Source organism: Streptomyces sp. NPDC091292 (assembly GCF_044757265.1).
Lineage (GTDB): Bacteria > Actinomycetota > Actinomycetes > Streptomycetales > Streptomycetaceae > Streptomyces.
In genome coordinates this window covers 330,617-353,966 of the sequence record NZ_JBIVUQ010000008.1, presented here as the reverse complement: position 1 = coordinate 353,966, position 23,350 = coordinate 330,617, and the positions used below count along the sequence as shown (strand labels likewise).

Here is a 23,350-nt window from a genome sequence, read left to right as displayed (position 1 = left end):
ATCGGGAGTGAGGGACGCATCGAACGAGGGGACATCGTGAACGAGAGCGGCGGGAGCGGGCAGCCGCAACCGGGCAGCAGCGACGCGGACGACCACCGCGAGGTCCGCCCGCGCCCCGGCGACCCGGACGACACGCCGACCACGGACCGCCCGGAGCACAACCCGGCCGACGGCCCGCCCCCCGGCACGCCCGAGCCCCCGGCCCCGGAACGGACGACACCGTCCACACCTCCGGACCCGGCCCCGGGCCCGCCCGACCTGCACAAGAAGCCCGAAACGGCCGGACCGGACGCGGCGGCCCGGCCCGACCACACCCGGGCGCAGGGCGACGGGCACGAGCACGCCCACCGTCCGGCCGACCCACGCGACAGGGCGCCCGGCTACCCCGTGGCGCACACCGACCACCACGACGGACCCCAGAACCAGGGACACGGCCAGGGACACGGTTCGGGCCGGGGACAGCACCACCAGGGCCCCGGGCTCGGACAGGGGCCGGGGCAGGACCAGGGCAAGCCCCAGCGGGCCCGCGAACCCGGCGGCGGCATCCTCATGGGCCGCCCCTTCGGCGTCCCCGTGTACGTCGCCCCGAGCTGGTTCCTCGTCGCCGCCCTGATCACCTGGGTGTTCGGCGGCCAGCTCGACCGCGTCCTGCCCGAATTGGGCGCCGCCCGCTATCTCGTCGCCCTGTTCTTCGCCGTCGCGTTCTACGGCTCCGTCCTCATCCACGAACTCGCCCACACCGTCGCCGCCCTCCGCTTCAAGCTCCCCGTACGCCGCATCCAGCTCCAGTTCTTCGGCGGGGTCTCGGAGATCGAGAAGGAGGCCGAGACACCCGGCCGCGAATTCGTCCTCGCCTTCGTCGGACCGCTGCTCTCCCTCGTACTCGCCGGAGTGTTCTACGCCTCCATGCAGGCCGTCGAACCCGGCACGGTCCCCGGAGTGCTGCTCGCCGGGCTGATGATCTCCAACCTGATCGTGGCCGCCTTCAACCTGCTCCCCGGCCTGCCCCTGGACGGCGGCCGGATGCTGCGGGCCGTCGTCTGGAAGATCACCGGCAGGCCCATGAGCGGCACCGTCGCCGCCGCCTGGGTCGGCCGCGCGCTCGCCGTCTCCGTCCTCATCGGCCTTCCCCTGCTCACCCAGTCCGGCGCCCTCGGCCCCACCAGCCAGAACATGGGCGGCATGGACACCGTCACGGACGCCCTGCTCGCCGCGATCCTCGCCGCGATCATCTGGACCGGCGCCGGCAACAGCCTCCGCATGGCACGACTGCGCGAACACCTGCCCGACCTGCGGGCCCGCACACTGACCCGCCGCGCGGTCCCCGTCGAGACCAGCACACCGCTCTCGGAGGCCCTGCGCCGCGCCAACGACGCGGGCGCCCGCGCCCTCGTCGTCGTCGCGCCCGACGGCGAACCCCTCGCCGTGGTGCGCGAGGCCGCCATCGTCGGCGTCCCCGAACACCGCCGCCCCTGGGTCGCCGTCAGCGGCCTCGCACAGGACCTCACCGACGGCATGCGGGTCTCCGCCGAACTCGCGGGCGAGGAACTTCTCGACGTCCTGCGCGCGACCCCCGCCACCGAATACCTCGTCGTGGAGGAGTCCGGGGAGATCTACGGGGTCCTGTCGGCGGCCGACGTCGAGCGCGCCTTCGTCAAGGCGATGGCCCGCCCCAACTGACCCACCCGCCCCACCCGCCCCGCGCCCGGGACGTCCGGCCGTGGTCCTCCGGCCCTGTGACGCCCGGTAGGCTGGTCACATGTCCGAACCGACCGGTGCCGCCCGCCGCCGCGGGCCCTTCAAGGTCGGGGACCAGGTTCAGCTGACCGACCCCAAGGGCCGCCACTACACGTTCACGCTCGAAGCAGGGAAGAATTTCCACACCCACAAGGGTTCCTTCCCGCACGACGAGCTGATCGGCGCTCCCGAGGGCAGCGTTGTCCGCACCACGGGAAACGTCGCCTATCTGGCACTGCGCCCCCTGCTCCCCGACTATGTCCTGTCCATGCCCCGCGGCGCCGCCGTGGTCTACCCCAAGGACGCGGGGCAGATCCTCTCGTTCGCCGACATCTTCCCCGGCGCGCGCGTCGTCGAGGCGGGCGTCGGCTCCGGCTCCCTGAGCAGCTTCCTGCTCCGGGCCGTCGGCGACCAGGGCATGCTGCACTCCTACGAGCGCCGTGAGGACTTCGCGGACATCGCCCGGCAGAACGTGGAGCGCTACTTCGGCTCCCCCCACCCCGCCTGGCAGCTCACCGTCGGCGACCTCCAGGACAACCTGTCCGACACCGAGATCGACCGCGTCATCCTGGACATGCTCGCCCCCTGGGAGTGCCTGGAGGCCGTCTCCAAGGCGCTGGTGCCCGGCGGCATCCTCTGCTGCTACGTCGCCACGACCACGCAGCTCGCCCGCACCGTCGAATCCATCCGCGAGATCGGCGGCTTCAACGAGCCGACCGCGTGGGAATCGATGGTCCGCAACTGGCACATCGAAGGCCTCGCCGTCCGCCCCGACCACCGCATGATCGGCCACACCGGCTTCCTCCTCACCGCCCGCCGCCTCGCCGACGGTGTCGAACCCCCGATGCGCCGCCGCCGCCCGGCGAAGGGCGCCTACGGGGAGGACTACTCCGGTCCCAACGCCGACGGCGGCGTACCGACGACGTAACCGGTCAACGGCTGGGTGGTGCGGGTGAGTTCCCGGTTCCCATGGGGAACTCACCCGCACTTCCGTCTCCTTGAAGGGCGCGGTGGCCCCCGGCGTTCCGCGACGCCGTGACGTGTGGCACGATGCTGGCCACCCCCACCGGCACAGCCCTCACAGGAGACACTCCTCGTGCAGCAATCCGTTGTTCCGGAACTCGCGCACACGCAGACAGGCCCCATCCACTGGGTCGCCACGGCCGCCGCCCTGGCCGCCGTCGTCGCGGGCACGTCCTTCCTCCAGCCCGACGCCGCCACCGCCGCCCAGAACGGCCCGAAGACCCACTCCAGAGCCGCCACGGGACCGGCACCCGACCCGGCAGACGTCACCTTCCCGCTCGACTGCGGCCCGGTGGAACCCGTCGTCCTGGAGAAGGCGTCCGGTGACCTCGACGGGGACGGCCGCCCCGAAACCGTCGCCGTGGTCCGCTGCGACGCCGGCATGGGCACCCCGCCCAGCGGCCTCTACGTGATCACCCGCGGCACCGACACCACCGCACCGCCCCGCGTCGTCGCCACCCTGGTCGACCCGAAGGACCGGTACAACGTCACCGACTTCACCGTCCGCTCCGGCGCCGTCACCGCCACCCTCCTCGGCTACTCGTCGCCCGAGGTGCCCAACTGCTGCCCCGACGAGCAGGAGAAGGTCAAGTGGCAGTGGAAGAACGGCGCGTTCGTCCGCTCGACACCGTCCGAGGCCCGCAGCGTCTGAGGCGGGTCGGGCGGACCGGCCGGGAGACCGCCGTACCCGACGGCCCTTCGTGACGTGGCGTGTTCGTATGGTGACGCTTCGTGCAGCGTGCGGTTACGCCGCGTCGGGCCCGTAAACCTCGACCTTGTCCGAAGCGCGCCGGACATGGATGCAGTCGCCAGGACACTCCTTCGCGGAGTCCGCGACATCACGCAGCAGCGGCAGCGGAACCGGCGCCGTGGCCCCCGGCGTCTGGAGCAGCTCGTCCTCCGCGCTCTTCACATACGCCAGACCGTCGATGTCCAGCTCGAAGACCTCCGGCGCGTACTGCACACAGATCCCGTCGCCCGTGCACAGGTCCTGGTCGATCCAGACCTCCAGATCGTCACTGCCCTGGCTGCCGGACCGGTCGTCGTGCTGCACGGTCGTATCTCCTGCCGTATCCCGCGTGTGTTGGACGGTTCGACGATACAACCGCCCCCCGACTCGCGACGGCGGCGACCTCGGGATCCCCCAGGCACCCGTAACGGTCACCCTGCGTCGCCGCCCGCGCGCCCTGAGTCGGCCGGAACGCACGGCGGACAAGCGCCCCGCGCGCGGGGCGGAAGATCGCCCCGGGCCCCCGGCCGGCCGGTCGAACCGTGCTCCTTGAGCACAAGTCGGCCGTCCTCTGATGGGTGTTGAACAGTTCGTGGGCATACCGGCCCGCTTTCCGATGTTGTTGGATGGGTATTCCACTGGCGTGAGGGAGAGCGCAAGGGTGAAGATCGGACACACCCCGACCGTCTTTGTGATCTAGGGGTTTCAATCGACACCCACCCAGGTAGGGTCTGGAAGCGTCCAGCTCCCCTTGGAGGAGGTGAGGACCGTGGCAGCCCACGACGACGACATGAACCGCGGCATCCGCCCGGGTCGGGGGTCCGACGACCCCGCCGGTCAGATTGCCTATCTTGAGCAGGAGATCGCCGTCCTGCGACGCAAGCTCGCCGACTCTCCGCGGCACACGAGGATTCTCGAAGAGCGAATCGTCGAGTTGCAGACGAATCTGGCGGGCGTCTCCGCTCAGAACGAGAGACTGGCGAACACGCTCCGTGAGGCCCGCGACCAGATCGTGGCCCTCAAGGAAGAAGTCGACCGGCTGGCACAGCCACCCGCGGGCTTCGGCGTCTTCCTGGAAGCGAACGAAGACGGCACCGCCGACATCTTCACCGGAGGCAGGAAGCTCCGGGTGAACGTCAGCCCCAGCGTCGACCTCGACGAGCTGCGGCGCGGCCAGGAAGTGATGCTCAACGAAGCGCTCAACGTGGTCGAGGCCATGGAGTACGAGCGGCACGGCGACATCGTCACCCTCAAGGAGATCCTGGAGGACGGCGAGCGCGCCCTGGTCGTAGGCCACACCGACGAGGAGCGGGTCGTCAGGCTCGCCGAACCCCTCCTCGACATCACCATCCGCCCCGGCGACGCCCTCCTGCTCGAACCCCGCTCCGGCTACGTCTACGAAGTCGTGCCCAAGAGCGAGGTCGAGGAACTGGTCCTCGAAGAGGTCCCGGACATCGGCTACGAACAGATCGGCGGCCTGGGCAACCAGATCGAACTGATCCGGGACGCGGTCGAGCTGCCCTACCTCTACCCCGACCTGTTCAAGGAGCACGAACTGAGGCCCCCGAAGGGCGTCCTGCTCTACGGCCCTCCCGGCTGTGGCAAGACACTCATCGCCAAGGCCGTCGCCAACTCCCTCGCGAAGAAGGTCGCCGAGGTCACAGGACAGGCCTCGGGAAAGAGTTTCTTCCTCAACATCAAGGGCCCCGAACTCCTCAACAAGTACGTCGGTGAGACCGAGCGCCAGATCCGGCTCGTCTTCCAGCGCGCCCGGGAGAAGGCCAGCGAGGGCACCCCTGTCATCGTCTTCTTCGACGAGATGGAATCCCTCTTCCGCACCCGCGGCTCCGGCGTCAGCTCGGACGTGGAGAACACCATCGTCCCCCAGCTCCTCGCCGAGATCGACGGCGTGGAAGGCCTGGAAAACGTGGTCGTGATCGGCGCCTCGAACCGCGAGGACATGATCGACCCCGCCATCCTGCGGCCCGGCCGGCTCGACGTGAAGATCAAGATCGAGCGGCCCGACGCCGAGGCCGCGAAGGACATCTTCGCCAAATACCTCACCGAACGCCTCCCGCTCCACGCGGACGACCTCGGCGAGCACGGCGGCGACCGCTCGGTCACCGTCCAGGGCATGATTCAGACAGCCGTCGAGCAGATGTACGCCGAAACCGAGGAAAACCGCTTCCTCGAAGTGACGTACGCCAACGGCGACAAGGAAGTCCTCTACTTCAAGGACTTCAACTCCGGCGCCATGATCGAGAACATTGTCGGCCGCGCCAAGAAAGCAGCCATCAAGGCATTCCTCGAACAGAACCAGAAGGGCCTCAGGGTCTCCCACCTCCTCCAGGCCTGCGTGGACGAGTTCAAGGAGAACGAGGACCTGCCGAACACCACCAACCCGGACGACTGGGCCCGGATCTCCGGAAAGAAGGGCGAGCGGATCGTGTACATCCGCACCCTTGTCACCGGAAAGCAGGGCGCCGACACCGGACGCTCCATCGACACAGTGGCGAATACCGGTCAGTACCTGTAAAAGCCAGGACGGCTGCGGGTCTCCTTCACGGGTACCCGCAGCCGACTGCTTTGCGGGGGTGCGATCGGCTGACACCGACCAGCAATGACGCAAATGATCTCCCCACCAGCGCAAAGGCGTTCTAGGCTCTTTCGTACCGCCGGGTCGCGCAGTGCGGGGACGGGCACCGCACACGCACCGGAGCACCAGCGGTACTTGAGCGCCGCCCCCGCCTGGGGGCGCCGCCGGGCAAGGAGGGCCGCATGACCGTACGGCGAGTAATGGGCATTGAGACGGAGTACGGGATCTCCGTCCCCGGCCACCCCAACGCCAATGCCATGCTCACCTCGTCCCAGATCGTCAACGCCTACGCGGCGGCGATGCACCGGGCGCGCCGCGCCCGCTGGGATTTCGAGGAGGAGAACCCGCTGCGGGACGCACGAGGCTTCGACCTCGCGCGCGAGGCCGCCGACTCCAGCCAGCTCACCGACGAGGACATCGGCCTCGCCAATGTCATCCTCACCAACGGTGCGCGTCTCTACGTCGACCACGCCCACCCCGAATACAGCTCCCCCGAGGTCACCAATCCGCGGGACGCCGTCCTCTGGGACAAGGCCGGCGAACGGATCATGGCCGAGGCCGCCGAACGGGCCGCCCAGCTGCCCGGCGCCCAGCCGATCCACCTCTACAAGAACAACACCGACAACAAAGGCGCGTCCTACGGCACGCACGAGAACTACCTGATGAAGCGCGAAACCGCGTTCTCGGACATCGTGCGCCACCTCACACCGTTCTTCGTCTCCCGCCAGGTCGTCACCGGCGCCGGACGCGTCGGCATCGGCCAGGACGGCCACGAGCACGGATTCCAGCTCAGCCAGCGCGCCGACTACTTCGAAGTCGAGGTCGGCCTGGAGACCACACTCAAACGGCCCATCATCAACACCCGGGACGAGCCGCACGCCGACGCCGAGCGGTATCGGCGCCTCCATGTGATCATCGGCGACGCCAACCTCTCGGAAATCTCCACCTACCTCAAACTGGGCACCACCTCACTCGTCCTGTCCATGATCGAGGACGGCTTCATCGCGGTCGACCTGGCGGTCGACCAGCCGGTGCGCACACTCCACCAGGTCTCCCACGACCCCACCCTCCAGCATCTCGTCACCCTCCGCAGCGGACGCACTCTGACGGCCGTACAGCTCCAGATGGAGTACTTCGAGCTGTCCAGGAAGTACGTCGAGGAGCGGTACGGCGCGGACGCCGACGACCAGACCAAGGACGTCCTCACCCGCTGGGAGGACGTCCTCAACCGCCTGGAGAACGACCCGATGAGCCTGGCAGGGGAGCTGGACTGGGTCGCCAAACGGGAACTCATGGAGGGCTACCGGCGCCGTGACGACCTCGACTGGGACGCCGCCCGGCTGCACCTGGTCGACCTCCAGTACGCCGACGTACGGGCCGAGAAGGGCCTGTACAACCGGCTCGTGGCGCGCGGCAGGATGCAGCGGCTGCTGGACGAGCCCGACGTCGAGCGGGCCCGTACGAAGCCTCCGGAGGACACCCGCGCGTACTTCCGCGGCCGGTGCCTGGAGCAGTACGCGGACGACGTGGCCGCGGCCTCCTGGGACTCGGTGATCTTCGATCTGCCGGGCCGTGACTCGCTCCAGCGGGTGCCCACGCTGGAGCCGCTTCGCGGAACGCGTAATCACGTGAAGGAGCTGCTCGACCGGTGCCGCACGGCGGAGGATCTGGTCAAGGTTCTATCCGGAGGCTGACCGGCGGCTGAAAGGTGCCCCGTCCGGGAATCATCGTGGTGGCCCCCGGACGTTGTAGGAACGCAGGGGCCGATGTCGGACCCTGCTTGTAGGGTCTGATCTTGACCGATCGAACTGAGCGGGCGAACCGAGCGGGGTGAGGGTGATGGCGACCAAGGACACCGGCGGCGGACAGCAGAAGGCCACGCGGACGACGGAGGACGTCGAGGAGCAGGCGCAGGACGCGCAGGCCTCGGACGACCTCAAGGAACGCCAGGAGAAGCTGAGCGACGACGTCGACTCGGTTCTTGACGAAATTGACGATGTCCTCGAGGAGAATGCCGAGGATTTCGTGCGTTCCTTCGTTCAGAAGGGTGGTCAGTAGGTCGTTTTTCCTTCGTTTCGAAGGTTCGGGGGGTTCGGTGGTGGAGCAGGAGGCGAAGCGTTGCTCGCGGTGCAAGCAGTCCAAGCCGCGGGCGGCGTTCGCCAGTAACAAGGCGGCCCGCGATGGACTTCAGGCCTACTGCCGGGAGTGCTGGGCGGAGTACCACCAGGCCCGGCAGGTGGCGAAGGGGAAGAACGTCCGACCGCGGGTGAAGACCCCGGAAGGGCACAAGTTCTGCCGGAGCTGCAAAGAGGTCAAGCCGCACGGCGAGTGGCATCGCAACGCCTCCGCTTCCGACGGTTTGTCGACGAGTTGCAAGGCTTGCCGGGCGACCAAGGGGCGGGCGGGGCATCTGAAGCGTCAGTACGGCATCACCGAAGCGGAGCGCGATGGGTTGATCGCTTCCCAAGGTGGCGTCTGCTGCATATGTTTGTCGGCTCCGGCCGCGCATGTGGATCACTGCCATAAGACGGGTAGGGTCCGTGGCGTACTGTGCTTCAGCTGTAACGCTGCGCTGGGACAGTTCAAGGATCAGCCCGAGGCCATAAGGCGGGCTGCGGCATACGTGGAAGGAAACGCGTGGAAGCCAACACTCGTAGCACCGGGCGTCTACCGGCTGCCTTCCTGACGCCAGGGTCGTCGTCCTTCGTGGACTTTCTCTCCACGCATCAGCCCGAAATGCTCCCGGGCGGGCGGGCGTTGCCCGTGAAGGGGGCCGTCGAGGCGCCGCACGGCACGACGATCGTCGCGACCACCTTCCCGGGTGGCGTGGTGCTCGCCGGCGACCGGCGGGCGACCATGGGCAACATGATCGCCCAGCGCGACATCGAGAAGGTCTTCCCGGCGGACGAGTACTCCGCGGTGGGTATCGCGGGCACCGCCGGTCTCGCCGTGGAGATGGTCAAGCTGTTCCAGCTGGAGCTGGAGCACTTCGAGAAGGTGGAGGGCGCCCAGCTCTCCCTGGAGGGCAAGGCGAACCGCCTGTCCACGATGATCCGTTCCAACCTCGGTATGGCCATGCAGGGTCTCGCCGTGGTCCCGCTGTTCGCGGGCTATGACGTGGACCGCGGCAAGGGCCGCATCTTCTCGTACGACGTGACGGGCGGCCGGTCCGAGGAGCACGGCTTCGCGGCCACCGGCTCCGGCTCGATCTTCGCGCGTGGGTCGATGAAGAAGCTCTATCGCGAGGACCTGACCGAGGACCAGGCGACGACGCTCGTCGTCCAGGCGCTCTATGACGCGGCGGACGAGGACTCGGCGACCGGTGGTCCCGATGTGGCCCGCCGGATCTATCCGATCGTGACCGTGATCACCGACGACGGTTTCCGCAGGGTGACGGAGGAGGAGTCCTCCGCGATCGCCCGTTCGATTCTGGAACGGCGCCTGGAGCAGCCCGACGGCCCGCGCGCGGCGCTGCTCTGACGCCTGGCCTTCCCGGCCCCCTGGCCCGAAACCGTAATCGCGACTGACAGAAAGGGACGGACAGCCGGTGTCGACGCCGTTCTATGTCTCACCCCAGCAGGCCATGGCCGACCGGGCGGAGTATGCGCGCAAGGGCATCGCCCGGGGCCGCAGCCTGGTCGTCCTCCAGTACACCGACGGCATCGTGTTCGTCGGTGAGAATCCGTCCCGCGCGCTGCACAAGTTCAGCGAGATCTACGACCGCATCGGTTTCGCCGCGGCCGGCAAGTACAACGAGTACGAGAACCTCCGTATCGGCGGCGTCCGCTACGCCGACCTGCGGGGCTACACCTACGACCGTGACGATGTGACGGCGCGCGGCCTGGCCAATGTCTACGCCCAGACGCTCGGCACCATTTTCTCCAGCTCCGCCGAGAAGCCGTACGAGGTGGAGTTGGTCGTCGCCGAGGTCGGGGACGGTCCCGAGGGTGACCAGATCTACCGGCTGCCGCACGACGGCTCGATCGTCGATGAGCACGGTTCGGTCGCGGTCGGCGGGAACGCGGAGCAGATCAGCACGTATCTGGACCAGCGCCACGAGGACGGCATGTCGCTGTCGGCGGCGCTGAAGCTCGCCGTGCAGGCCTTGTCGCGGGACACCAACGGGAGTGAGCGGGAGATCCCCGCGGAGCGCCTTGAGGTGGCCGTCCTGGACCGTACGCGCCCGCAGAAGCGGAAGTTCAAGCGCATCGTCGGCCCGCAGCTCTCGCGTCTTCTGGAGGCGAACGGGGCGGCTGTTCCGGCGGTCGAGGAGTCCTCGGCGGCGGACGACGACGCGGACTCGGGTTCGGGTAAGGACTCCGGTTCCGGTTCCGGTTCGGTGTCCGGCTCCGACGGCGACTAGCGCGTACCCCCTGTTCCTCCCGAGCCCCGGTCGGCTTCTGTCGGCCGGGGCTCGGTCATTCCCGGGCTCAGTGGGGCGGTGGTGGGGCCGTGGAGCCGCGTACGACCAGGGTCACCGGCAGGGCGACGGGCGGGGGGCGCTGGCCGTCGAGTACGGACAGCAGGGCCCGCATGCCGTGCTCGCCGAAATTTTCGGCGGGCAGTCGGACCGTGGTGAGTTCCGGTTCCACCGCGGACGCCAGGGTGAGGTCGTCGAATCCGGTGACCGACAGATCCTCCGGCACTCGCAGCCCGAGTCGGCGCGCGGCTTTGCAGGCGCCGGCGGCGAGCATGTCGTCGTCGGTGACCAGCGCCGTCGGCCGGGGTCCGCCCGAGGTGAGGGCCGTCTCGGTGGCCATCCGGGCGGCTTCCACGGTCAGGGGCGCCGCCACCTTGCGTACCGACACGCCCGTGCCGCGGGTGGTGTCCGTCAGGGCGCGGGCGCGTTCGTCGAAGGTCCAGGACGGCACTGCGGATGCCAGGTGCAGCAGGTTGCGGTGGCCGAGGGTCAGCAGGTGTTCCGTCACCTGGCGCATGCCGTCGGCGATGTCGAGGTTGACGACGGCCGCGCCGGGGCTGCCTGCCGGGTCGGAGTCGAGCATGACGAGGGGTAGTTCGTCGCCGTGGATCGTGGCGAGCGCGTCCGAGGCCATGGATGAGGCGATGACACCGTCGAGCGCGGCGCGTGCCGAGTCGAACGGGTCGCGGGCGGGCCCCACGCCCTCGGGGGAGGGGTACAGGACCACGCCGAGGCCGTGCTCGGCGGCGACCCGTGACGCGCCGGTGTAGACGCGGGCGAAGAACTCGTTGGTCAGTGCCGGTACGACGAGCAGCGCGGTGCGGGTCCTGCCGAGCCGTAGGTTGCGGGCGGCGAGATTGGGCCGGTAGCCGAGGTCGCGTGCGGCCGTGCGTACTCGTTGGGCGGTGGCTTCGGCGACCCGGCCGCGCCATTTGTCGCCCAGGACCAGCGACACGGCGGCCTGTGAGACTCCGGCGGCCCGTGCCACGTCCCGGCTGGTCACCGCCCGGCCTCCGCTCCCGCCGGCCGCCGCCCCCTTCGAGGCCGTCCCCGAGGTCGTCACGTGTGCCCTCCGCAGTGCTGGAATCCGTCCGTGAGGTGGACCGGCGGACTGGGGCCATGGTACGTATGACCCCGGAAGTTATACGTAACACTGCTTCCCGTGCTCCCCGGGAACACGGGAAGCACGGGAACACCACGCAGGGCCGATCGAAGGCAGGCACGCCCATGGCCGCGGGATACGCGGAGATCCTCAGAACGCGCTACGCGGCGCGGCTGCTCACCGGCACCCTGGTGGGCCGGCTTCCCAACGCCACGGCGCCGATCGCGATCGTGCTGTTCATCCGTGCGGAGGGCGGCACGTTCAGCCTGGCCGGGGTGCTGGCCGCGGTGTATGGCGTGTCGAACGCCGTGGGACAGCCTGTGCTCGGCCGCCTGGTCGACCTGTACGGGCAGCCGCGCGTCCAACTGCCCGCGGCGCTGGTCTCGGCTCTCGGCATGGTCGCGTTCGCCTTCACGGGCACTTCGGCGCTTCCGCTGTCCTATCTGGCGGTGGGTGTCGCGGGCCTCTTCACGCCGCCGCTGGAAGGCGGTCTGCGGGCGCTGTGGCCGAGCGTGCTGCGGCGTGAGGACCGGGTCCACACGGCGTACGCCATGGATGCCGTCGCCCAGGAGGTCATGTTCACCGTCGGGCCGCTCCTGGTGACCCTCTGCGTGTCTTTGTGGTCCGCGCAGGCGGCCCTGCTGGTGATCAACGCGATCGGCGTCGTGGGCGCCCTCTCCGTGGTCGTGTCGCGGCCCTCGCGCGCGTGGCGCTCGGCACCCCGCGAGGCCCACTGGCTGGGCGCCCTGCGCTCCCCGGGCCTGCTGGCGCTGCTCGCCGCCTTCCTGTGCGTCGGCACGGCCCTCGGCTCCATCACGGTCGCCGCGCTCTCCTATGCGGACGGGCACGGCGGTGACGCCGCGTACGGCCGGATGATGGCGGCGATCGGCCTCGGCGCCCTCGTCGGTGGACTGGTCTACGGGGGGCGGCAGTGGTCAGGAACGCCCGAACGGCGGCTGCGGGTCCTGGTGGCTCTTCTGGCGGTCTGTTACGTGCCGCTCGTGGTGATGCCGGGAGAGGTCGCCATGCTGGGCCTGATGGCCCTCGCGGGCGTGTTCCTGGCGCCGTCGATCGCCTGCGCGTTCGTCGTCGTCGACCGGCACGCGCCGCGCGGCACGGTCACCGAGGCGTTCTCCTGGCTGGTGACGATGTTCACGGTCGGCGCGTCGGTCGGCACGGCCGCCGCGGGGCCCGTCGTGGAGTGGGGCGGCCCCCGCTGGGCCTTCGCCGTTCCGGGCCTCGCGGGGTGCGGCGCGCTGGTCGTTCTGCTGGCCACCGGACGGGTCCTCGCAGCTACCGGGCGTACGGCAGGTGTCGCGGGGTCATCGGAAAATGATCGAAACGGTGCGGCCGAACCCGGTTTCAGTGCAGGGCATCAGGCGTAATGTTCAGTCATGGACCGCCGCATTTTCGGGCTGGAGAACGAGTACGGCGTCACATGTACGTTCAGGGGACAGCGCCGTCTGTCTCCTGACGAGGTGGCGCGGTACCTCTTCCGCCGTGTCGTGTCATGGGGCCGCAGCAGCAATGTCTTTCTGCGGAACGGCGCCCGTCTGTACCTCGACGTCGGATCACATCCGGAATATGCAACCCCCGAATGTGACAATGTGACCGAGCTGGTCACGCACGACAAGGCCGGCGAGCGCATTCTGGAAGGTCTGCTCGTCGACGCCGAACGCCGCCTGCACGAGGAGGGAATCGCGGGCGACGTCTATCTCTTCAAGAACAACACGGACTCGGCAGGCAACTCCTACGGCTGCCATGAGAACTATCTGGTGGCCCGCCACGGAGAGTTCTCGCGCCTCGCGGACATCCTCATCCCCTTCCTCGTCACCCGGCAGCTGCTGTGCGGCGCGGGCAAGGTGCTCCAGACCCCGCGCGGCGCCGTCTACTGCGTCAGCCAGCGCGCCGAGCACATCTGGGAGGGCGTCAGCTCCGCCACGACCCGCTCCCGGCCCATCATCAACACCCGCGACGAGCCGCACGCCGACGCCGAGCGCTACCGCAGGCTGCACGTCATCGTCGGTGACTCGAACATGTCCGAGACGACCATGCTGCTCAAGGTCGGCGCCACCGACCTGGTGCTGCGCATGATCGAGGCGGGCACCGTGATGCGCGATCTGACCCTGGAGAACCCGATCCGGGCGATCCGCGAGGTCAGCCACGACATCACGGGCCGCCGCAAGGTGCGTCTGGCCAGTGGCCGGGAGGCGTCCGCCCTGGAGGTGCAGCGCGAGTACTACGAGAAGGCGCTGGACTTCTGCGAGCGGCGCGGCATCCGCACGGGCGTGGTCGAGCAGGTCCTGGAGCTGTGGGGCCGCACCCTCGACTCCATCGAGTCCGAGGATCTCGACCGGATCGGCACCGAGATCGACTGGGTCATGAAGTACAAGCTCATCGAGCGCTATCGCGCCAAGCACAACATGACCATGTCGCACCCCCGGGTCGCGCAGATAGACCTCGCCTACCACGACATCCACCGCCGTCGTGGTCTCTACTACCTCCTGGAAAAGCGCGGACAAGCCGCCCGTATCTGCAACGACTTGAAGATCTTCGAGGGCAAGTCGGTGCCACCGCAGACCACTCGGGCGCGCCTTCGCGGTGATTTCATCCGGCGTGCGCAGGAACAGCGCCGGGACTTCACGGTCGACTGGGTGCACCTCAAGCTCAACGACCAGGCGCAGCGCACCGTGCTGTGCAAGGACCCGTTCCGTTCCGTGGACGACCGGGTGGAGAAACTCATCGCCGGAATGTGATCAACCGTCCGGACCCTGTTCCGGAACGCAACGCGGGGCGCCGTACCTTCCCGGTACGGCGCCCTTCGCTACCCGTAGAGTTGCGCGCACGCCATCAACAAGATCGATCGATACGAGGCCCCCACCGTGCGCCGACGTTCTCTTCTCCTCGCCGTTCCGGCCGGACTGCTCACGCTCGCCGGATGTGGTGACGAGTCCGACAAGAGCAAGTCCAGCAGCAGTTCGTCCCCTTCGCCGTCCGGTTCCACCGAACCCACGGCGAAGATCGTGAACGGCCCGGTGCCCGACATCACCGCGGGTACCAAGTTCGGTGAGAAACCCACCGTCGCGAAGGGCACGGGCACCCCGTCGTCGGATCTCGCGGTCAAGACGGTCATCGACGGCTCGGGCACCGTCGTCGCCAAGGGTGACTACCTCCAGGCCGACTACCTCGGCCAGATCTGGGACACCGCGAAGGTCTTCGACAACTCCTACGACCGCGGCGCTCCGACCCTCTTCCCGATCGGCGTCGGCCAGGTCATCCCGGGCTGGGACCAGTCGCTGGTGGGCAAGAAGGTCGGCAGCCGGGTCGAGCTGGCCATTCCGCCGGCACTCGGCTACGGCAAGGACGGCAACGCGCAGGCCGGTATCAAGGGCACCGACACGCTGGTCTTCGTCGTCGACATCGTGGAGACGTACAACGCGAAGAGTTCCGCCAAGGGCAAGGACGTTCCGCAGGGCAACGCGGACCTGCCGAAGGTCGGGACCAACACCGACGGCAAGGCGCCGTCCATCGACGTACCGAAGAAGGCGGCGCCCACCAAGCTCGTCTCGGAGTACGTGATCGAGGGCGACGGCGGTGTCGTCAAGGACAGCGACCAGCTCCTCGTGCAGTACAAGGGCGTGCTGTGGGCCGACGGCAAGGAGTTCGACTCCTCGTACGCGCGGGACCAGCTCGCGCAGTTCTCGCTCCAGCAGGTCGTCAAGGGGTGGGCGCAGGGGCTGACCGGCAAGAAGGTCGGCAGCCGGGTGCTGATCGTGGTCCCGCCCGCCCTTGGCTACGGCGACAACCCGCCGCAGGGCAGCTCGATCAAGAAGGACTCCGTGCTCGTCTTCTCCGTCGACATTCTGGCGAAGATGTAAGACTGTCCGCGTTGCCGATCCGTACCAAGCAGGAGCATTTGACGTGAGCATCGACAAGCCCGAGATCGACTTCCCCGAGGGTCCGGCCCCGACGGACCTCGAAATCGTGGACATCTGGGAGGGCGACGGCCCGGTGGCCAAGGCGGGCGACACCGTCTCCGTCCACTACGTCGGCGTGGCCTTCTCCAGCGGCGAGGAGTTCGACGCGAGCTGGAACCGCGGTACTCCCCTTGAGTTCCAGCTCGGCGTCGGCCAGGTCATCGCCGGCTGGGACCAGGGCGTACAGGGCATGAAGGTGGGCGGCCGTCGCAAGCTGACCATCCCCTCGCACCTCGCTTACGGCGAGCGTGGCGCCGGTGGTGGCCGTATCGCCCCGGGCGAGTCGCTGATCTTCGTGTGCGACCTGGTCGCGGTCTGACCGCGGCCGTTACCGATCACTTACGGTCAGGTGTGGGGCCCATGCCTTCGGGCGTGGGCCCTCCGCTTTTGCCACGGCACTTCGGGGCGGTACGGTCATCGGGCGGAAGCGAACGAGAGGACGTAAGGCGTCGATGGCCATCTCCAAGGCCGAGCGGCTGATGAATCTGGCGCTGTGTCTGCTCGGCACGCGGCGTCCGCTCAGCAAGCGCGAGCTGCGTGACTCCATCGAGGCGTATGTCGAGGCTTTCCGGCCGGGCAAGGGCGCGGCCGGTTCCGACGAGTCCTTCAGCCGGATGTTCGAGCGTGACAAGGACGATCTGCGCGAACTCGGCCTGGTCATCGAGACCGTGGAGAACCTCGACGGCGAAGTCGGCTATCTCGCCCGCCGTGACAGCAACCGGCTGCCGCCCGTCTCGCTCGACGCCGAGGAGGCCGCGGCTCTCGGCCTCGCCGCCAAGGTCTGGCAGCAGGCCCGGCTCGCCGGGGCCGCCAGCGGCGCCCTGCAGAAGCTCCGCGCCGCCGGACTCCCCGAGGACGTCGATCCGTACGAGGCACACAGCGCGCTGGAGCCCCGGATCCCCGTGCACGAGGCCGCCTTCGAACCGCTGATGCTCGCCTGCCGTGACCGGCGGACCGTGCTGTTCGACTACCGCAAGGCGACCGCCGCGCGCCCCGAGCCCCGGCAGGTCGAACCCTGGGCCCTGGAGTGCTGGCGCGGCCACTGGTATCTCGCGGGCTGGGACCGTGACCGGGGCGCCGAGCGGGTCTTTCGGCTCTCGCGCATCACCGGCCGGGTCCGCACCCGCGCCGGGAAGTACACCGCCGCCGTACCGGATGTCGTCACCGTGCGGGAGACCGTGGCGAGCTGGGCGGGCGAGACCGCCGACCGCAGCGCCCGGATCCGGCTGCGGACGGGCTCCGGGTACCCCCTTCGGGCGAAGGCCGAGTCGGTACGGGAACTCGGTGACGGGTGGGACGAGTTGGAGATTCCGTACGGGCACGGGCTGGACGCGTGGCTCGTCGAGTTCGGACCCGATGTGGTGGTCCTGGAACCCGCCGAGCTGCGGTCCGACGTGCTGGACCGGCTGCGCGCCGTGGCCAGGGGCTGAGGGGGGAGACCGACGACCGTGACAGCGAAACCGACCAGACCCGCGCGCCCGGCGAACGCCATCGACCAGACCCGCCGGATGCTGTCCCTCGTCACCTATCTGCGGGAGCGGCCCGGCGCCCGCGTCGAGGACGTCGCCCGCGCCTTCGGGATCACCGAGGACGAGCTGATCTCCGATCTCGACGTACTGCCGCTGTGCGGGACCAGCTTCCGGGGCGGGGACCTCCTCGACATCGACACGGACGGCGACCGCATCTGGTGGCGCAACCCGGGCGCCCTCAGCGCGGAGGCCGCCGCGCCGCTGCGGATCTCCGCCGACGAGGCGACCGCCCTGCTCGTCGCCGCGCGCGCCGTGACGACCCTGCCGGGGCTGCGCGAGAGCGACCGGCAGGCGCTGGTGCGGGCCACCGCCAAGCTGGAGACGGCTGCGGGCGAGGCGGCGGGCGCCAGCTCCCGGCTCTCGGTCACCTTCGAGTCCGAGGGCGGTGTCTTCGCCGATGTCGACCGGGCGATCTCCGAGCGCCGCCGGCTCTGGATCCGGTACTACTCTCCCGCGCGTGACGAGCTGACCGAGCGGGAGATCGACCCCATCCGGCTGGTCAGTGTCGGACACACCTATGTCGAGGCGTGGTGTCGCCGCTCCGAGGCCCGGCGTACCTTCCGGCTCGACCGGGTCGCCGAGATCAAGGTGCTCGACGAGCCGTCCGCGCCGCCCGAGATAGAGCTGCGCGATCTGTCGGAGGCTCTGGTGCAGCCCGCCGCCGAGGACCCCGAGGTGATCGTCGAGGTGAGTCCCGGGGGCCGCTGGGTCGCCGAGTACTACCCGCACGACAGTGCCGAGGAGTTGGCCGAAGGGGGGCTGCGGATCACTCTGCGCACGCCCGATCCGGCGTCGCTGCGGAGGCTCGCGCTGCGGCTCGGCAGGGACGGGCGGATCGTGGCGCCGCAGGATCTCGCGGACAGCGCGCGGCAGGCGGCGCGTGAGGCGCTCGCGGCCTATGAGGAGGCCGGGGCGGCGCCCGCGGAGGCGGGGACGGCGCCTCGGGGGGCCGTGTCCGGAGGGACCTACGACCGGCAGGAGCCAGGACGTTGAGCGATTCACCGATGTCGCCCACCAAGGTACTGAAATCTCATGAAGTAGCCGGAATGGCCGAGATGTCTGGAATGCCGGGAATGCCAAGCCTGTCGTGTGAGGCTCCCGCACTCTTCAAGGCCGCCTGCCCCGACTGCCGCGCCTACTTCGAACTCTCCGCCGGGGCCCTGCGCCTGGCCATCGGCGCCTCCCACCGCACCACCTTCTACTCCTTCACCTGCCCCGAGTGCGGCGCCGCCGTCCGCAAACCCGCGGGGGACCGCATCGTCGAACTCCTCACCGGCGGCGGGGTCCGGACGCTCCGGCTCCACTCGACCGTCTAGGCTCGGCGCATGTTCTGGGCGATGCTCGCGATCGCAGTCGGCTTCCTCGGCCTCGCCGTGCTCGGCGTCCTCGCCGTCCGCGTCTTCCTGGAGGCCCAGCGCCTCGGCCGCCAAGTCGCCGACGCCGCAAGCCGGATCGGCCGCGCCGCCGACGACCTCGAACGGGCTGCGGCCGGCGCCGCACGCGCCGGCCATGACGCCCTGTGAGCGTGACGATCAAGTCGGTGCCGTGACCTGTTGGGTGCAGAGGGTCGGCAGGTAGGCTGCACTCGCACGGCCCGACGAACGAGGCGCGGGCCGCGAACTGGGAGTACGCACAGGGATTGCCCAGCGTTAACCCCTGCGCGTTACGATCGCTGCCAGCACGGCGGTCGGACGTCAGTCCGACCGATCGGGCAGCACCCCGCCCACGCCGCCTCGGTGAGAAGGTAAACGCTTATGTTCGGAAGGCTCGGCCCGCTTGAGATCACTCTGATTCTCGTCGTCATCCTGCTCCTCTTCGGCGCGAAGAAGCTTCCTGACATGGCCCGCTCCCTCGGCAAGTCCGCCCGCATCCTCAAGAGCGAGGCCAAGGCGATGAAGTCGGAGGGCGGCGACCAGGCCACCGCCCCAGCCGACCCGCCGAAGCAGGAGCAGCCCGCCGCACCGCGGACGATCCAGGCCGCGCCCGGTGACGTGACCAGTTCACGCCCGGTGACCGAGCCGACGGACACGACGACGCAGCGCTGACGCAGGGCCGGTCATCACCGGCCTGCCGCACGAGATGAGGACGTGGGTTGCTCAAGTCTGCCCGCAAGAAGGAGAAGGATCCCGAGGGGCGGATGCCCCTCGCGGAGCACCTGCGTGAGCTACGCAACCGGCTCGCGAAAGCCGTACTGGCCATCATCGCCTTCACGATCGTGGCCGCCTTCTTCTACAAGGACATGATCGAGTTCTTCACGAACCCGATTCTGAACTCCGTCGGATGCGAGGCCACCTTCTCGGAGCTGGCGCAGCAGCGGAGCGGCACCTGTGCCCGCATCGTCCTGAACGGTCTGCTCACCCCGTTCACGCTGGCACTGAAGGTCTCCCTCACCGCCGGTGTGGTGTTCGCGTCGCCGGTCTGGCTCTACCAGCTGTGGGGGTTCATCGCCCCGGGTCTGCACCGCCACGAGAAGAAGTACGCGATGGCGTTCGTCGCCACCGGAGCCCCGCTGTTCCTCGGCGGTGCCTTCTTCGCGTACAAGACGCTGCCGACGATGGCGAAGGTCCTGCTCGAATTCTCGCCAGCCGACCTCGACAACCAGCTACCGCTCGACGATCTGCTCGACCTGATCACCCGCATGGTGATCGTCTTCGGGCTCTCCTTCGAACTGCCGCTGCTCCTGGTGATGCTCAACCTGACCGGCATCCTCACCGGTAAACGGATGCTCGGCTGGTGGCGCGGCATGATCATGGGCATCACGATCTTCGCCGCCGTCGCGACGCCCAGCACCGACCCGCTGACGATGATGATGCTCGCCGGACCGATCTGGGTGCTGTACTTCCTGGCCACTGGATTCTCGCTGCTCAACGACCGGCGCAAGGCCCGGGTCGAGGCCGAGGGGCCGGGCGACGACGAGGCGTCCGACCTGGATCTCACGGTGGAGGACATCGACGATGTCGAGCCCGTGTCCGCCCGTCGGGCGCTGCCCGAGCAGGCGTCGTCCGACCGGGACCGGGGCGATCGGATCAACGGCTTCGATGATGTGACGTGAGTCATATATGAGTCATGTGCGAGTCGTACGTGCGGGACAGGTGAGTGACAGGTGAGCTGACTCGCCGGAACCGTGGAACGGCCGGCCGCGCCCCCGGGGGTGTGGCCGGCCGTTTTCGTCGCTGTCCGTGGGGCACCGCGCTGACCAGTACGTACGTGCCGATCCCGATAATGATCGTCCTCTGTCGGAGGGGGCGGGTAGGCTCGAAAGCACGATGACAGAGGACCTCTCCCCGGCCGAGCGGTACGCGGCGTCACGCCGGCGCGCCGCCGAGCAGGCCACCGCACTCGCCGGATTCCGCGAGATGTACGACTTCGGCCTCGACCCCTTCCAGATCGAGGCGTGCCAGTCACTCGAAGCGGGCAAGGGCGTCCTCGTGGCCGCGCCCACCGGCTCCGGCAAGACGATCGTCGGCGAGTTCGCCGTCCATCTGGCGCTCGGCCAGGGCAAGAAGTGCTTCTACACGACGCCCATCAAGGCGCTCTCCAACCAGAAGTACTCCGACCTCTGCCGGAGGTACGGCGCGGACAAGGTCGGCCTCCTCACCGGCGACAACAGCGTCAACGCCGACGCCCCGGTCGTCGTGATGACGACCGAGGTCCTGCGGAACATGCTGTACGCGGGCTCGCAGACCCTCCTCGGCCTGGGCTATGTCGTCATGGACGAGGTGCACTACCTCTCCGACCGGTTCCGCGGCGCCGTCTGGGAGGAAGTGATCATCCACCTCCCCGAGTCGGTCACCCTGATCTCCCTCTCGGCGACCGTGTCCAACGCCGAGGAGTTCGGCGACTGGCTCGACACGGTCCGCGGCGACACCGAGGTCATCGTCTCCGAGCACCGGCCTGTCCCGCTGTTCCAGCACGTCCTCGCCGGACGCCGGATGTACGACCTGTTCGAGGAGGGCGAGGGCCACAAGAAGGCCGTCAACCCCGACCTCACCCGAATGGCGTCCATGGAGGCCGGCCGGCCCTCGTACGGCAGGGACCGGCGGCGCGGCAGGAACATGCGCGAGGCCGACCGCGAGCGGGACCGCAGGCAGCGGTCGCGGGTGTGGACCCCCGGCCGGCCCGAGGTCATCGAGCGGCTCGACTCCGAGGGGCTGCTGCCCGCGATCACGTTCATCTTCAGCCGCGCGGCCTGCGAGGCGGCCGTACAGCAGTGTCTGTACGCGGGGCTGCGGCTCAACGACGAGGACGCGCGCGCGAAGGTCCGCGAGATCGTGGAGGAGCGCACCGCGTCCATCCCCTCCGAAGACCTCCATGTCCTCGGGTACTACGAATGGCTGGAGGGCCTGGAGCGCGGTATCGCGGCGCACCACGCGGGCATGCTGCCCACCTTCAAGGAAGTCGTCGAGGAACTCTTCGTACGCGGCCTGGTGAAGGCCGTCTTCGCGACCGAGACGCTTGCCCTCGGCATCAACATGCCGGCCCGCTCGGTCGTCCTGGAAAAGCTCGTCAAGTGGAACGGTGAGCAGCACGCCGACATCACACCCGGCGAGTACACCCAGCTCACCGGGCGCGCGGGCCGCCGCGGCATCGACGTCGAAGGTCATGCCGTCGTGCTGTGGCAGCGCGGGATGAACCCCGACCATCTCGCGGGCCTCGCCGGCACCCGTACGTATCCGCTGCGCTCCAGCTTCAAGCCCTCGTACAACATGGCCGTCAATCTGGTGGAGCAGTTCGGGCGGCACCGCTCGCGGGAACTCCTGGAGACGTCGTTCGCGCAGTTCCAGGCCGACCGGTCCGTCGTCGGGATCTCCCGCCAGGTCCAGCGCAACGAGGAAGGGCTCGACGGCTACAAGGAGTCGATGACCTGCCACCTCGGCGACTTCGAGGAGTACGCGCGGCTGCGCCGTGAACTCAAGGACCGCGAGACCGAGTTGGCGCGGCAGGGTGCGGTGCAGCGGCGGGCCGCCGCCGCCGAGGCCCTGGAGAAGCTCAAGCCCGGCGACGTCATCCATGTCCCGACCGGGAAGTACGCGGGTCTGGCGCTCGTCCTCGACCCCGGGCTGCCCGCCGGGCGGTCCAACGGTCACCGGGGCCTCGACCAGCACGACGGGCCCCGGCCGCTCGTCCTGACCGCCGAGCGGCAGGTCAAGCGGCTGGCCTCGATGGACTTCCCCGTGCCCGTCGAGGCGCTGGAGCGGATGCGGATCCCCAAGTCGTTCAATCCGCGCTCGCCGCAGTCCCGCCGCGATCTCGCGTCCGCGCTGCGCACCAAGGCCGGGCACATCGTTCCCGACCGGCACCGCAAACAGCGGGCCGCCGCCGCGGACGACCGGGAGATCGCCCGGCTGCGGACGGAGATCCGCGCCCATCCCTGCCATGGCTGCTCCGAACGGGAGGACCACGCGCGGTGGGCCGAGCGGTATCACCGGCTGATGCGGGACACCACGCAGTTGGAGCGGCGGATCGAGGGCCGCACCAACACCATCGCCCGTACGTTCGACCGGATCGTCGCGCTCCTCACCGAACTCGACTATCTGCGGGGCAATGAGGTCACCGAGCACGGCAAGCGGCTCGCCCGGCTCTACGGCGAGTTGGACCTGCTGGCCAGTGAGTGTCTGCGGGCCGGGGTGTGGGAGGGGCTGAATCCGGCGGAACTCGCCGCGTGTGTCTCCGCCCTGGTGTACGAGGCGCGGGTCGGGGACGACGCGATGGCGCCGAAGCTGCCGTCCGGGCAGGCCAAGGCGGCGCTCGGTGAGATGGTCCGGATCTGGGGGCGGCTCGATGCCCTGGAGGAGGACTTCAAGATCAGTCAGGCCGAGGGGGTCGGGCAGCGTGAGCCCGATCTCGGGTTCGCGTGGGCCGCGTACATGTGGGCGTCCGGGCGGGGGCTTGACGAGGTGTTGCGTGAGGCCGAGATGCCGGCGGGGGACTTCGTCCGGTGGTGCAAGCAGGTCATCGATGTGCTGGGGCAGATCTCGGCGGCGGCGCCTGTGGGGGCGGAGGGGTCGACCGTGGCGAAGAATGCGCGGCGGGCTGTGGATGGGTTGCTGCGGGGGGTGGTGGCTTACTCGTCGGTGGGGTGATGTTGGTTTTGGGTTGGGGGAGGGGGCGCCGGGGGGGGCGAGGGGTTGGGTAGTGGGTGGGGCTTCGGTGTGTTGGGTGTGGGTCCGCGCGTTGGGCTTTGGGGTTGGGGGAGGGGGCTGGTTTGGGGAATGGCCAGATCTTGGGTGGGTGGG

Annotated in this window: 22 protein-coding genes; 20 read left to right on the top strand and 2 right to left on the bottom strand. The window is 69.2% G+C overall.

Features of this window, described 5'->3' with window-relative positions:
* Nucleotides 1–36 precede the first annotated feature (36 nt).
* The 3 genes from ACIQNU_RS23855 (at nt 37) to ACIQNU_RS23845 (ending at nt 3,412) form a co-directional block, all read left to right on the top strand.
* Nucleotides 37–1,680: a site-2 protease family protein gene (locus ACIQNU_RS23855; protein ID WP_401369752.1), complete on the top strand. Its 1,644-nt coding sequence runs from the start codon at nt 37–39 to the stop codon at nt 1,678–1,680.
* 79 nt (nt 1,681–1,759) lie between these two features.
* Nucleotides 1,760–2,665: a tRNA (adenine-N1)-methyltransferase gene (locus ACIQNU_RS23850; RefSeq protein ID WP_401369749.1), complete on the top strand. Its 906-nt coding sequence runs from the start codon at nt 1,760–1,762 to the stop codon at nt 2,663–2,665.
* 168 nt (nt 2,666–2,833) lie between these two features.
* Nucleotides 2,834–3,412 (top strand): hypothetical protein, encoded by a 579-nt coding sequence (locus ACIQNU_RS23845; RefSeq protein WP_401369746.1) that lies wholly within the window; start codon nt 2,834–2,836, stop codon nt 3,410–3,412.
* Between the two features lie 93 nt (nt 3,413–3,505).
* On the opposite strand, the gene ACIQNU_RS23840 is transcribed toward ACIQNU_RS23845, so the two are convergent.
* Nucleotides 3,506–3,814, bottom strand: a complete 309-nt coding sequence (locus tag ACIQNU_RS23840; protein WP_401369743.1) for a ferredoxin — start codon at nt 3,812–3,814, stop codon at nt 3,506–3,508.
* Nucleotides 3,815–4,259: 445 nt separating this feature from the next.
* Here ACIQNU_RS23840 and arc point away from each other — a divergent pair, with 445 nt between their 5' ends.
* The 6 genes from arc to prcA all read left to right on the top strand — a co-directional run bounded on the left by arc (nt 4,260) and on the right by prcA (nt 10,449).
* Entirely contained in the window at nt 4,260–6,026 is a 1,767-nt protein-coding gene (arc, locus tag ACIQNU_RS23835; protein ID WP_401369740.1) for a proteasome ATPase, read from the top strand.
* Nucleotides 6,027–6,268: 242 nt separating this feature from the next.
* Nucleotides 6,269–7,780, top strand: coding sequence for a depupylase/deamidase Dop (gene dop, locus ACIQNU_RS23830; protein ID WP_401369738.1), 1,512 nt, complete (start codon nt 6,269–6,271; stop codon nt 7,778–7,780).
* Between the two features lie 145 nt (nt 7,781–7,925).
* Nucleotides 7,926–8,144 carry a ubiquitin-like protein Pup gene (locus ACIQNU_RS23825; RefSeq protein WP_401369735.1) on the top strand — a complete coding sequence of 73 codons (219 nt, stop codon included), beginning with the start codon at nt 7,926–7,928 and terminating at the stop codon, nt 8,142–8,144.
* Nucleotides 8,098–8,772: an endonuclease VII domain-containing protein gene (locus ACIQNU_RS23820; RefSeq protein WP_401369733.1), complete on the top strand. Its 675-nt coding sequence runs from the start codon at nt 8,098–8,100 to the stop codon at nt 8,770–8,772. The genes ACIQNU_RS23825 and ACIQNU_RS23820 overlap by 47 nt, the downstream gene beginning before the upstream one ends.
* Entirely contained in the window at nt 8,724–9,566 is an 843-nt protein-coding gene (gene prcB, locus ACIQNU_RS23815; RefSeq protein ID WP_401369732.1) for a proteasome subunit beta, read from the top strand. The genes ACIQNU_RS23820 and prcB overlap by 49 nt, the downstream gene beginning before the upstream one ends.
* 67 nt (nt 9,567–9,633) lie before the next feature.
* Entirely contained in the window at nt 9,634–10,449 is an 816-nt protein-coding gene (gene prcA / locus ACIQNU_RS23810; protein WP_401369729.1) for a proteasome subunit alpha, read from the top strand.
* 67 nt (nt 10,450–10,516) lie between these two features.
* Here the strand turns inward: prcA and ACIQNU_RS23805 are convergent, their stop codons facing one another.
* Entirely contained in the window at nt 10,517–11,509 is a 993-nt protein-coding gene (locus tag ACIQNU_RS23805; protein WP_401369727.1) for a LacI family DNA-binding transcriptional regulator, read from the bottom strand.
* Between the two features lie 224 nt (nt 11,510–11,733).
* Between ACIQNU_RS23805 and ACIQNU_RS23800 the strand changes: the two genes are divergently transcribed.
* The 11 genes from ACIQNU_RS23800 to ACIQNU_RS23750 all read left to right on the top strand — a co-directional run bounded on the left by ACIQNU_RS23800 (nt 11,734) and on the right by ACIQNU_RS23750 (nt 23,197).
* The gene (locus ACIQNU_RS23800) at nt 11,734–12,993 is read left to right on the top strand and encodes an MFS transporter (protein WP_401369724.1); all 1,260 of its coding nucleotides are present in this window, start codon (nt 11,734–11,736) and stop codon (nt 12,991–12,993) included.
* A gap of 9 nt (nt 12,994–13,002) precedes the next feature.
* Nucleotides 13,003–14,364: a Pup--protein ligase gene (gene pafA, locus ACIQNU_RS23795; RefSeq protein ID WP_389897022.1), complete on the top strand. Its 1,362-nt coding sequence runs from the start codon at nt 13,003–13,005 to the stop codon at nt 14,362–14,364.
* A 126-nt stretch (nt 14,365–14,490) separates the two neighbouring features.
* Entirely contained in the window at nt 14,491–15,486 is a 996-nt protein-coding gene (locus tag ACIQNU_RS23790; protein ID WP_401369721.1) for an FKBP-type peptidyl-prolyl cis-trans isomerase, read from the top strand.
* A gap of 43 nt (nt 15,487–15,529) precedes the next feature.
* Entirely contained in the window at nt 15,530–15,904 is a 375-nt protein-coding gene (locus ACIQNU_RS23785; RefSeq protein ID WP_401369719.1) for an FKBP-type peptidyl-prolyl cis-trans isomerase, read from the top strand.
* A 133-nt stretch (nt 15,905–16,037) separates the two neighbouring features.
* Nucleotides 16,038–17,015, top strand: coding sequence for a helix-turn-helix transcriptional regulator (locus ACIQNU_RS23780; RefSeq protein ID WP_401369716.1), 978 nt, complete (start codon nt 16,038–16,040; stop codon nt 17,013–17,015).
* 78 nt (nt 17,016–17,093) lie between these two features.
* Nucleotides 17,094–18,107: a helix-turn-helix transcriptional regulator gene (locus ACIQNU_RS23775; RefSeq protein WP_401369957.1), complete on the top strand. Its 1,014-nt coding sequence runs from the start codon at nt 17,094–17,096 to the stop codon at nt 18,105–18,107.
* A 53-nt stretch (nt 18,108–18,160) separates the two neighbouring features.
* Complete coding sequence (locus tag ACIQNU_RS23770) at nt 18,161–18,430, top strand: hypothetical protein (protein ID WP_401369714.1); 270 nt, start codon at nt 18,161–18,163, stop codon at nt 18,428–18,430.
* A gap of 9 nt (nt 18,431–18,439) precedes the next feature.
* Entirely contained in the window at nt 18,440–18,637 is a 198-nt protein-coding gene (locus tag ACIQNU_RS23765) for a hypothetical protein (RefSeq protein ID WP_401369711.1), read from the top strand.
* Nucleotides 18,638–18,868: 231 nt separating this feature from the next.
* Nucleotides 18,869–19,159, top strand: a complete 291-nt coding sequence (tatA, locus tag ACIQNU_RS23760; RefSeq protein WP_401369709.1) for a Sec-independent protein translocase subunit TatA — start codon at nt 18,869–18,871, stop codon at nt 19,157–19,159.
* Between the two features lie 47 nt (nt 19,160–19,206).
* Complete coding sequence (gene tatC, locus ACIQNU_RS23755; RefSeq protein WP_401369707.1) at nt 19,207–20,166, top strand: twin-arginine translocase subunit TatC; 960 nt, start codon at nt 19,207–19,209, stop codon at nt 20,164–20,166.
* A gap of 214 nt (nt 20,167–20,380) precedes the next feature.
* Nucleotides 20,381–23,197, top strand: a complete 2,817-nt coding sequence (locus tag ACIQNU_RS23750) for a DEAD/DEAH box helicase (protein WP_401369704.1) — start codon at nt 20,381–20,383, stop codon at nt 23,195–23,197.
* Nucleotides 23,198–23,350 lie beyond the last annotated feature (153 nt).